Annotated in this window: 11 protein-coding genes and 1 pseudogene; 2 read left to right on the top strand and 10 right to left on the bottom strand. The window is 68.4% G+C overall.

All coding sequences use genetic code 11. From position 1 onward, the window contains the following. Positions 1–98: 98 nt before the first annotated feature. Positions 99–395: a co-chaperone GroES gene (groES, locus tag FM104_RS05490; protein WP_028502311.1), complete on the bottom strand. Its 297-nt coding sequence runs from the start codon at positions 393–395 to the stop codon at positions 99–101. A 238-nt stretch (positions 396–633) separates the two neighbouring features. On the opposite strand from groES, the gene FM104_RS05485 reads away from it, so the two are divergent. Next, positions 634–1974, top strand: coding sequence for an extracellular catalytic domain type 1 short-chain-length polyhydroxyalkanoate depolymerase (locus tag FM104_RS05485; RefSeq protein WP_256971533.1), 1341 nt, complete (start codon positions 634–636; stop codon positions 1972–1974). Between the two features lie 110 nt (positions 1975–2084). After that, positions 2085–3278: a class I SAM-dependent methyltransferase gene (locus FM104_RS05480; RefSeq protein ID WP_087130456.1), complete on the top strand. Its 1194-nt coding sequence runs from the start codon at positions 2085–2087 to the stop codon at positions 3276–3278. Positions 3279–3281: 3 nt separating this feature from the next. On the opposite strand, the gene FM104_RS05475 is transcribed toward FM104_RS05480, so the two are convergent. The 9 genes and pseudogenes from FM104_RS05475 to FM104_RS05440 all read right to left on the bottom strand — a co-directional run bounded on the left by FM104_RS05475 (position 3282) and on the right by FM104_RS05440 (position 10494). Then, positions 3282–4634 carry a hypothetical protein gene (locus tag FM104_RS05475; RefSeq protein WP_087130455.1) on the bottom strand — a complete coding sequence of 451 codons (1353 nt, stop codon included), beginning with the start codon at positions 4632–4634 and terminating at the stop codon, positions 3282–3284. Positions 4635–4637: 3 nt separating this feature from the next. Further along, complete coding sequence (locus FM104_RS05470) at positions 4638–5087, bottom strand: hypothetical protein (protein ID WP_087130454.1); 450 nt, start codon at positions 5085–5087, stop codon at positions 4638–4640. Beyond that, positions 5084–6193: a tRNA (adenosine(37)-N6)-threonylcarbamoyltransferase complex transferase subunit TsaD gene (tsaD, locus tag FM104_RS05465; RefSeq protein ID WP_306298510.1), complete on the bottom strand. Its 1110-nt coding sequence runs from the start codon at positions 6191–6193 to the stop codon at positions 5084–5086. The genes FM104_RS05470 and tsaD overlap by 4 nt, the downstream gene beginning before the upstream one ends. Before the next feature lie 132 nt (positions 6194–6325). Continuing rightward, positions 6326–6742 (bottom strand): annotated as a pseudogene (gene rimI, locus FM104_RS16845) (ribosomal protein S18-alanine N-acetyltransferase); the annotation flags it as partial. Beyond that, a complete protein-coding gene (tsaB, locus tag FM104_RS05460) occupies positions 6739–7335 on the bottom strand; it encodes a tRNA (adenosine(37)-N6)-threonylcarbamoyltransferase complex dimerization subunit type 1 TsaB (RefSeq protein ID WP_087130452.1) in 597 nt (198 codons plus the stop codon). The gene tsaB and the pseudogene rimI, both read right to left, overlap by 4 nt. Next, positions 7332–7823, bottom strand: coding sequence for a tRNA (adenosine(37)-N6)-threonylcarbamoyltransferase complex ATPase subunit type 1 TsaE (tsaE, locus tag FM104_RS05455; protein ID WP_373407838.1), 492 nt, complete (start codon positions 7821–7823; stop codon positions 7332–7334). The genes tsaB and tsaE overlap by 4 nt, the downstream gene beginning before the upstream one ends. Next, complete coding sequence (alr, locus tag FM104_RS05450) at positions 7820–8920, bottom strand: alanine racemase (RefSeq protein WP_087130451.1); 1101 nt, start codon at positions 8918–8920, stop codon at positions 7820–7822. Before alr ends, tsaE begins: the two co-directional genes overlap by 4 nt. Then, positions 8917–9279: a holo-ACP synthase gene (locus FM104_RS05445; RefSeq protein ID WP_087130450.1), complete on the bottom strand. Its 363-nt coding sequence runs from the start codon at positions 9277–9279 to the stop codon at positions 8917–8919. The genes alr and FM104_RS05445 overlap by 4 nt, the downstream gene beginning before the upstream one ends. A 36-nt stretch (positions 9280–9315) precedes the next feature. Beyond that, positions 9316–10494, bottom strand: coding sequence for an ROK family transcriptional regulator (locus FM104_RS05440; RefSeq protein ID WP_373407837.1), 1179 nt, complete (start codon positions 10492–10494; stop codon positions 9316–9318). Between the last annotated feature and the right edge of the window lie 66 nt (positions 10495–10560).

Here is a 10560-nt window from a genome sequence, read left to right as displayed (position 1 = left end):
CGTCGGGGGATCCAGGGGGGACGGATGGGGGCCGGTAGGGGACGACGAAGGGCTCGGATGCCGCAGCATCCGAGCCCTTCGCGCAATTCAGGGGTGCGTCAGCGAACGACGACCGCCAGCACGTCGCGAGCCGAGAGCACGAGGTACTCGTCGGCGCCGAACTTCACTTCGGTTCCGCCGTACTTGCTGTACAGCACGCGGTCGCCGACGGCGACGTCGATCGGAACACGGTTGCCGTTGTCGTCGATGCGGCCGGGGCCCACGGCCACGACCTCGCCCTCCTGGGGCTTCTCCTTCGCGGTGTCAGGAATGACCAGACCGCTTGCGGTGGTCTGCTCTGCCTCGACCTGCTGGATGACGATGCGGTCTTCGAGCGGCTTGATGGAAACCGACACGGTATACCTCTTCTTTCGTGACTGAGAATCAGAAGACTGGTTAGCACTCTCGTACCGAGGGTGCTAACTCCAGTCTATGCCGACGATTGGCACTCACGCAATGCGAGTGCCAGTTCGGCGGACGTGCGCGACCACCTATAGAACCTGAATCACATCTCATATATCGTGAAAGGCGGTGTGACGATGTCGTCGCATCGACGTCGCCGCGCAACGTCGCGCGGTCAACGAGGAGGAAGCGATGTCCCCACGCAAGACAACTCTGTTCCGAATGCTGACCACGATTGCGGCGACGGCTCTCGTCGCCGGCGGGCTGGCGGTGGGCGCTTCCAGTGCCCAGGCGCTGATCTGTCCACCCGGGTTCGAGACGCTGCCCGGCTGCTCGAACAGCGGCGACCCCGGAGGGGGCGGCGAAGGCGGCGATCCGACACCGGGTGCGTGGAGCACCGAGAGCATCGCCGGCATGAACGTACGCATCTATACCCCGGCATCCGATCCCCGATTCGAGGCCGGACGCGCGCTGATGGTGTCGCTGCACGGCTGCGCACAGACCGCCGCCGACCTGCAGAATGCCGCGAACTGGGCGGCGACCGCCGAGGAGTACGGCATGGTCGTCGCACTGCCGACCGCGCCCAACGGCGGCGTGGTCTTCGGCTGCTGGGACTACTACGACAGCAACCACTCGCGCACCTCTCCTGCGCGCCACGACGACAACCTGCTCGACCTCGCCACGGCGCTTCTCGCCCGCCCCGCGATGGGAATCGACGCCGACCAGGTGTATCTGTCGGGCTTGTCTTCCGGCGGCGGCGAGACGATGGTGATGGGCTGCCTGGCACCGGATGTCTTCGCGGGCATCGGCATCAATGCGGGGCCCACAGTGGGTACCACCGCAGGGCAGATCGGCAGCGTGGCCGTCTCGAAGGCGCAGGGCACGGCGACCTGTCGCAACTTCGCAGGGTCGGCCACTGCAGGATTCGACACGCAGCTCACCTCGGTGATCTACGGCAGCAACGACACGACGGTTGCGACCGGGTACAACACTCTGAACGCTCAGATCATGGCCGGGATCTACGGCGCGAACACACCGTCGACGTTCTCGCTGTCCGGGCTGGCCGGGAACAACACGTCCGGTTCGGGCACGCTGTATTCCGACGCCGACGGACCTCGGGTCTCGGTGATTCAGAACACGGGGCTCGGCCACAACTGGCCGGCGGGTGCCGGAGCGGGCGGAACCTACATCTCGAGCAACAGCGTCGACTACCCCGCGTATGTCACGTCGTTCTTCTTCGAGAACAACCGCCGCGCCGACATGACTGTCGTGGACGCCGATCCGGAACCGACCCCGGACCCGACCCCGACACCCGACCCGACGCCGACCACGACGCCGGAGCCCGACACCTGCTTCACCGCTCCCAACGCGACGCATGAGGCAGAGGGCCGAGCGATTTCCTATGGGGTCAACCCGTACAACCCGTACTACGCGGCGGGAAGCAGCAACTATCTCGGACAGGGAGATGCCACGGTGACCTCGCTGATGCAGACAGCGCCCACCGTCTACCTGCTGGTCAGCAGCTGCGGCTGACCTCGCGGTTCTTCCTCGCTCGCGTGCCCCGAATGGTCGCCTCCCGACGCAGGATGCGGCAATGCGGGCCACGCGAACGGGGACAAGCGGGGTGCCCGTAGGCTTATCGGGTGGAGATGTCGGAGCTCACTGCCCTGCTCACCCGCGAGGGGCTGGCGCTGCTCGACGAGGTCGGGCCGATCGAGTCGTCGACCGACGTCGCGCGCGCGGTGTCTCGCCTGCGCGCGGCCGGGTACTCCCCCGATCTCGTCTCGGCCGTCGTCGGTCAGGCGCATCTGCGGGTGAAGGCGCGGGCGAAGTTCGGCGAGTTCGGCGAGCGGATGCTGTTCACCCGCGCTGGCCTTGAGCAGGCGACCCGTCTGAATGTCGCCACGCTGCACGCGGTGCGCCTGCGCAAGCGCGGCATCACCCAGGTGTCAGACCTCGGCTGCGGCATCGGCGGCGACAGCCTCGCGTTCGCGGGTGCCGGCCTGAACGTCGACGCAGTGGATGCCGATGACGTGACCGCCGCCATCGCCGCGTACAACCTGGCCCCCTTCGGCGACGCGGCGACGGTTCGCCAGGGCCTGGCGGAAGACGCACTCCAGGAAAGCAACTCCCCGCACGCCATCTGGCTCGACCCGGCACGCCGCACGGCCGGCCACAGCGAGACGCGACGGGTATCGGCATCCGACTGGTCGCCTTCGCTGGACTGGTGCTTCGAGGTCGCGCGGCAGCATCCGACCGGCATCAAACTCGGGCCCGGCCTTGACCGCGGTCTGATCCCCGACGACGTCGAAGCGCAGTGGGTCAGCGCCGACGGCAGCGTCGTCGAGCTGGTGCTCTGGAGCGGAGCACTCGCGCGCCCCGGCATCCGTCGCGCCGCCCTCGTCGTGCAGGGCGACACGACGCACGAGCTGACAAAGGCAGCGGATGCCGAAGACGCCGAAGTCCGCGAACTCGGGGAGTTTCTGCATGAGCCCGACGGCGCGGTGATCCGCGCCCGGCTGATCGGCGATGCGGCACGGATGCTGGAGGCGGGCATGCTCGACGAGCAGATCGCCTACCTGACCGGGGATGCTGCGCTCACGAGCCCCTTCGTGCAGTCGTTCCGCGTGCGGGAGACGCTGCCCGCGCATGTGAAGACGATCAATGCCGCGCTGCGCGCGCACGATATCGGGCGGCTGGAGATCAAGAAGCGCGGGATGGATATCGATCCCGCGGCGTTCCGCAAGAAGCTGAGCCTGCGCGGGTCGCAGGCGGCCACGCTGATTCTGACGCGCACGCCCGCCGGGCGGGTGGCGATTCTCGCCGATCGGGTCTGAGCGTTACTCGCTGAGACCCGTTTTGTCGTCGGCGGTGGCGCAATACCCCGAATCGACATCGCAGACAACCGATGCCGGGGTGCGCGTGATCGTCAGAACCGGGCCTCTGTTGGTGAGTCGCACGACGTAGACGGCATCCGGCATCGCAAGGTCGATGGTGCTGTCATCGTCCAACCCGCAGGCCTCCGCGAGAACTTTCTGATCGTCCGCGACGAGCACGCAGCTCTCGGCACCCTGGTAGATCCAGATCGGAGTTTCGGCGTCGTATCCGATGATCTGCAGCGCCTCGCCGGCGTAGCCCGTCGCAGCCACGAGCACTTCCGCGATCGCGAGCTCAGATTCGTCGTACTGCGAGCGCCAGCCCCAGCCCTCATCCGCGCCGTATCGCTGCACGACCGCAACGCGTTGGCCGGTGGTGGTCTTGCTGATGAGCCCCCAGAACTGGAACGTTCCCTCGTCCGTTTCGGCGGCGAGGCCGGCGCCGAGCTGCTGCTGCCCGTTCAGTTCGTCGCCGGCCAGACAGCTCTGCCCGCTCTCTTCACCGACGGTGACCACCGCGCACTCCGACTTCGCGTCGTGCTTCGTGGCGAACCACACATCGGCGCCGTCCTGCGACCCGACCAGCTCGACGGACCCGGCGTCGTAGTCGTTCGATGCCTCGAGGTCGACCCAGGTATCGCGCTGCGCAGCGGTCATGGCGGGCGCTGCGTCGCGCCCGAATGCCAGCCATCCGACACCGATGCCGAGCAACAGGATCAGCACGCCGGCGAGGGGTGCGAGCCAGCGTCGGCGGGTTCGGGGCGCGGATGCCGATGCTGACGCAGGCCCGGACGTGGGTGCGGATGCAGTTCCGGACGCGGATGCGGATGGCAGCATGCTGGCACCATCGGTCGACTGGCCGGCGCGCAAGTCGGTGGCGTTGATGTGCGCGTCGGAAGTATGTGCGGGTGTGCCCACGGTGCGGGAAGCTCCGGCGGCGGCGCCACCATCAGCGGCGGTACGGGCAACGGCGGTTCCATCGCCACGTGCATCAGGCGCGTCAGAGGAGGCCCGGGAAAGGCCCCCCATCGGCCGGGTCTCACCAGCGCGCGCCCTCGCAGCACGCTCAGCACGAGAACGCGCGCCGTCAGCATGCCCAGCATCCGAATGCCCGGCATCCGGACGCGCAGCATCCGCACCCCCGGCACCCGAAGGCGGCACGACATCCGACGGCGGCACGACCGCAGCATCCGCCTGCCGTCTCCGCTCGTTCAGCGCACGCAGCTCAACCGCTTCGGCGTCGCTGAGCTCGCCGCCGGGAGCGAATGCGCGCCGTTGCAGCTCACGGCGTCGCGATGCTTCGGCGGCATCGAACATCGATCAACCCATGCTTTCGAATTGCGTTGCCGCCCACAGCAGCCATCCGGTGCTGAACAGAGTGGCGCAGATTCCCAGCACGAGGGCCCACGTCGCCACCCCGCGGTTCTCGATCGGTCGGCGCAACGACATGATCGCCGCGATCACCGCGATCACCGCGACCGGCAGCCCCCAGCCGACGAACATCGATGTCGCCAGTGCCACGATCGCAGCCACCAAAGCCCACGGCGCAAGGCGCGCATCATCGACCGGCACGGGTTCGTCGTGCGCCCATTGCATCGGGGCTCGCCCATCGGCATCCGGTCCTGACGTCGTCGGAGTCACATCCATCGGCCCCGTCGGCAACCGGTCGTATCCCTTAGGAGCGCCCGGCAGCGCGGTCGTGCCCTCGGTTCTCGTGCCTTCGGTTCGCTCGGGCTCCGGGCCGGGACCGTCGATATACGGGTCGGTCATGATGGGCTCACCTGAATCTCGGTCACCGGCAGCGTGGAATCCGCACCGAAGGCGAGGGTCGACGGCGGCCGCCCGCTGGCGATCAGCTCGGCTGCGAGACCGGCGATCATCGCGCCGTTGTCGGTGCACAGCGAAAGCGGCGGAATGCGCACGGCGACTCCCGCCGCCGCGGCCCGCTCGAGAGCGACTTCACGCAGGCGCCGGTTGGCGATCACGCCGCCGCCGAGCAGTAGCCGCGGAACTCCCCGGTCGGCGCAGGCGGCGAGCGCCTTGGTGACGAGAACATCGATGACGGCCTCACGGAAGCTCGCCGCGACGTCGGCTGTCGGAATCTCTTCGCCAGCGACTTCGGCGCGTTCGACCCAGCGGGCCACGGCGGTCTTCAACCCGGAGAAAGAGAAGTCGTAGCGGTGCTTCGCCAGATCGGATGCCTTCGAAAGGCCCCGCGGGAACCGGATCGCCTTCGGATCGCCGTCGGCTGCGACGCGGTCGATCTGCGGTCCGCCGGGATAGGGCAGACCGAGCAGGCGGGCGACCTTGTCGAAGGCCTCGCCGGCGGCGTCGTCGACCGTCTCGCCGAGCAGTTCGACGTCGGTGGTGAGGTCGCGCACGTGCAGCAGCGAGGTGTGTCCGCCCGAGACGAGCAGCGCGATGGTCGGATATTCGAGCGGTGCCGAGTCGGCGCCGTTTTCGGGGGCGAGGATATCGGCGGCGATGTGGCCGACGAGGTGATTGACGGCGTACAGGGGCTTGCCGAGCGAGACGGCGAGCCCCTTCGCCGCACCGACGCCGACCATCAGTGCACCAGCGAGCCCGGGGCCGCTGGTGACGGCGATGGCGTCGAGGTCTTGCAAGCTCACCTGCGCTTCGCCGAGCGCCTGCTCGATCGCGGGCTGCAGTGCTTCGAGGTGCGCACGCGCGGCGACTTCGGGCACGACGCCGCCGTAGCGGGCGTGCTCGTCCATGCTCGATGCGATCGTGTTCGACAGCAGCGTGCGGCCGCGCACGATGCCGATCCCGGTCTCATCGCAGCTCGTCTCGATGCCGAGTACGAGGGGTTCGGGGCGGGTGCCTTCGGCGGATGCCGCAGCGCATGCTTCCTCGATTGAGGTGTCGCGACTCGCCGCATCCGCACCCTCTGAAGCGGCAATCTGCGCCACCTGAGCCGAAGGTGCAGGAGCAGCAGGGCCAGCAGTTTCCGCAGACCACGCGCGCAGGTCGAGGCGCATGATCACGGCATCCACGTCATCGGGCTGGTAGTAGTGCGGTCGCCGCGCGAGCTCGGCGAACCCCTCGGAGAGATACAGCTGCTGCGCGACGGGATTGTCGGCGCGCACCTCGAGAAACAGCTCGCGTGCATGACGCTCCTTCGCCTCGGCGATGAGCGCGCGCAGCAGCATCCGTCCGAAACCGCGCCGGCGGTAGTCGGCGTCGAAGGCGATGGTCTGAATGTCGGAATCGGCCGAGCCCTTCAGCGCACGCAGCCCGCCGTACCCGATGACGCGGCCACCTTCTTCAGCGATCAGGTAGTGGTTATGGGCGCTCGAGACCTCGGTGCCCATGGTCTCTTCGCTCCACGCATCGGTGGGGAAATTGCGATGCTCGAGCTCCATGATCGCCGCGAGATCGCTGAGCTCTGCGCGACGGAAGATCATGACCCCACCCGCTTCGGCGCACTCGGCTGCACAACGTCAGGCGCGCGCAGGTACAGCGGTTCTGCGTCGGCGAGGGTGCGTCCGGCGGCGAGCGCGCGCGCCCCGACGACGGCCAGCGCCGCGGCCGACAGCTCGGCTGCCTCAGCGGCTTCATCGACCAGACCGCCGCCGCGCTTCTCGAGTCGTGTGGGTGCGGTCAGGTGCGGGATGCCGTCAGCATCCGCTCCATCGAACACGCTCACCGCGATCTCGCGCCGTCGAGCATCAGTCGCCACGGTGAGGGGTCCGCTCGCGCCGCTGTCGAGCATCGACTGCGCGATCGCGAAGTGACTCGGGACCGGGATGAGCGGGATGCCGCGGCCGAGCGCGAAGGTGCGCGCGGCGGCGATGCCGATGCGCAGACCGGTGAACGGGCCGGGGCCCATGCCGGCGACGACGTGCGTGATGCCGGGCCGGTCGACCTGCGCGAGCAGATCACCGATCACTTCGGCGTGCCCGAGCCGGTCGGCGGTCGAGGCCTCGGCGACGGTGCGTCCGTCTGCGTCGATGACGGCGACGGCCGTACCGAGAGAGGTGTCGACGGCGAGAATCACGGTTCCAGAATAGTCGGCGTGCGTGAGATGGTGACCACGCGCGGGGCGTCGGCGTCGAGGTCTTCGTCGGCGACGTCAGCGCCGCCGACGGGACGCTCGAGTTCGATGTCCCACCACGAATCGGCAATGGCGGATGCCATCGGCCGGCCCCACTCGATGACGACTACCGAACGGGTGAAGTCGATATCGAGGTCGTCGAGCTCGGCGGCCGAACCCAGCCGGTAGGCGTCGACGTGCACGAGCGGCGGACCATCGACCAGTGAGGGGTGCGTGCGGGCGATGACGAAGGTCGGGCTCTGCACGGGCCCTCGCACGCCGAGGCCCTCGGCGATTCCGCGGGTGAAGGTGGTCTTGCCGGCGCCGAGCGGTCCGGTCAGCACGATCAGGTCGCCCGGCTCCAGCTGCTCGCCGATGCGCACGCCGAGGTTCTCCATGGCATCCGCTGTGGAGATCTCGAGGCGGCCGAGAAAGGCGGGGTCGATGCTCACGAGACGGTCCTTCGCGGCACGCGCGCGCCGATGCGGGTGACGATCTCGTAGTTGATGGTGCCGGCGGCATCCGCCCAGTTGGTGGCCGCGGGCTGCCCGAGGGTCGGGTCGCCGAACAGCACGACCTCGTCGCCGACAGCGACCTGCTGATCGCCGACGTCGATGACGAACTGGTCCATCGCGATGCGCCCAGAGACCGTGTGCGGGCGGCCGTTGACGAGTACCGGTGCGCGGTTCGACGCCTGCCGCGGCACGCCATCGGCATAGCCGAGCGGCACGAGCACGAGGTTGGTCTCGCGGTCGGTTCGGTAGATGTAGTCGTACGAGATGCCGGTGTTCGCGGGCACGCGGCGCACGGCGGCGACGGCGGCGCGCAGGGTCATCGCCGGACGCAGACCGAGGTCCGCCGAGGTGCGATCGGCGAAGGGAGAGAGCCCGTAGAGTCCGATGCCCACGCGCACCGCGTCGAGACGCGCTTCGGGGAGGTCGATTGCGCCGGCCGTGGCGGCGAGATGGCGGATCTCGGGACGGATGCCGAATGACTCGGCCTGCTGCAGGATCTCGGTGTAGCGGGCGAGCTGCGCACGGTCTTCGTCGTGGCTGGCGCCGGAGAGGTGACTGAAGATGCCGACGATGCGAATGCGTCCGATGCGCTCCAGCCGGGCGGCTTCGGCGAGCACGCGTTCGATGTTCTCGGTCGCGATGCCGTTGCGCGAGAGCCCGGTGTCGACTTTCAGATGCACGGATGCCGGCGGCGCCGACGTCTCGGATGCCGCGGTCAGCTGCTCCATCGACGAGATGCCCAGCTCGATGTTCGCTTCGACGGCGTCGTCGAACCGGCGGCCTGGCTCGTGCAGCCAGGCGATCAGCGGCGCGGTGATGCCGGCTCGCCGCAGTGCGAGGGACTCTTCGATCGTGGCGGTGCCGAGCCGGGAGGCGCCGCCGGCGAGCGCGGCGGTCGCTGCAGCGGCGGCACCGTGACCGTAGCCGTCGGCCTTGACGACGCCGATCACCTGCACGCCCGTGAGGCTGCGAAAATGGCGGATGTTCTCAGCGATCGCACCGAGGTCAATCGTGGCTTCGCGGAACGGATTCATTCGGCATCCGCTCTCTCTGCGATGACGTACGCGATGGCGAGGCCGGCGTCGTGCGACATGGTCAGGTGCAGCGCGTTGATGCCGCGCTCGGTGACGACGGTGGCGGTCGATCCGGTGAGCACGAAGTGCGGGCGGCCGGATTCTTCGGATGCGATCTCGATCTCGGTCCAGTACACGCCGTCGCTGCCGCCGAGCGCTTTGATCAGCGCCTCTTTCGCTGCGTAGCGGGCGGCGAGGGAGCGGGTCTTCAGCATCCGCTCGGCCGGGGTGAAGAGCCTCTCGAGCAGCCGAGGGGTGCGGGCGACCGAGCGCTCGAACCGCGCGACGTCCACGAGGTCGATGCCGGTGCCGATGATCACAGGTTCAGCCTAGCGGCGGGCTTGCGCTCGCACGGATCATGAGATCCCGAGCTGCGCGGCGAGCACCATCACCGCGGCCCCGCGCAGCACGATGGCCGGTTGTTCAGTGCGTCGGATGCTGATGTCGCCGAAGACGCCGTCCATTGTGCGCGCGTGCAGAGTCTCCACGGCCGACCCGACGAAGACGTCGTCAAGCAGTTCGGGCGGGCCGGACAGGACGATGTCCGAGAGATCGAGGGCGGCGACGATCGGGGCGATGGCGATGGCCATCCGGGCGCCGGCGTCTCGCAAGATCGTTTCCCGCGCATCCGGATGCTGAGTGATCGCCGCGCTCAGTCTCCCGACGTTGAGCCAGGCTTCGAGGCATCCGTTCTTCCCGCACACGCACTTCGGGCCACCGTCGGTGCCGACGACGACGTGTCCGATCTCACCGGCTGCGAAGCGGCTGCCGGTCAGCGATTGTCCGCCGGTGATCAGCCCGGCGCCCACCCCGCGACCGACTTTGATGAGCATGAAATCGCTGCGCGCACCACCGAAGGTGTACTCGGCGAGCGCGGCAGCATTGGCGTCGTTTCCGACGATGACCGGAAGGTCGAGTTCGTCACGGGTGCGCGACCGCAGGTGGAACCCCTGCCACCCGAGGTTCGGTGAGCTCACGACCACTCCGTCAGCGTTGACAACCCCCTGCGAGCCGATGCCGACACCGAGAATGGGCTTGTCCGAGACCGAGACGAGCCGCCTCGCCAGCTCGAGCATCGCGGCGAAAGTGGCGTCACCGTCCTGTCCCAGCGGGCGATTGATGGCATCCCGCGTGACGACGTTTCCGTCGAGATCCATCACGGCGCCGTCGAAACGGGCAGACCCCGACATATCGATGCCGATGATCTGATGTCCGGTGCGGTCGATGTCGATCAGAGTGGCGGGCTTGCCGGGGCCGGATGCCTCGCGGACCCCGTATTCTCTGACGATCTGGTCGGCGATCAGCTCTGCCACGAGGTCGGAGATCGTGACGCGAGTCAGTCCCGTCTCGCGCGCGAGGTCGGCACGACTGACCCGGCCCGCGTGGTACAGCGTCTGCAGCACGAGCGAGCGATTGTGCGCGCGCGCATACTCGGGCAGCACCTTCGCGCGCGATCGCAGTGCCCGCGACGGCCCGAAGGCTTCGGCGAAGCGGGCGCGCTGCTGCGCAGACTCGTGAGATTCGCTCAACGCCACACACCTTTGTTAGCAATCCTTACGAACAAGGATCGCACAGGCTGTCAGCGGCCCCGACACCCGCCC

It is taken from the genome of Microbacterium esteraromaticum (genome assembly GCF_900163815.1).
GTDB lineage: Bacteria > Actinomycetota > Actinomycetes > Actinomycetales > Microbacteriaceae > Microbacterium > Microbacterium esteraromaticum_B.
The sequence above is the reverse complement of the archived record's forward strand: the minus strand, read 5'-3'. Positions and strand labels throughout refer to the sequence as shown.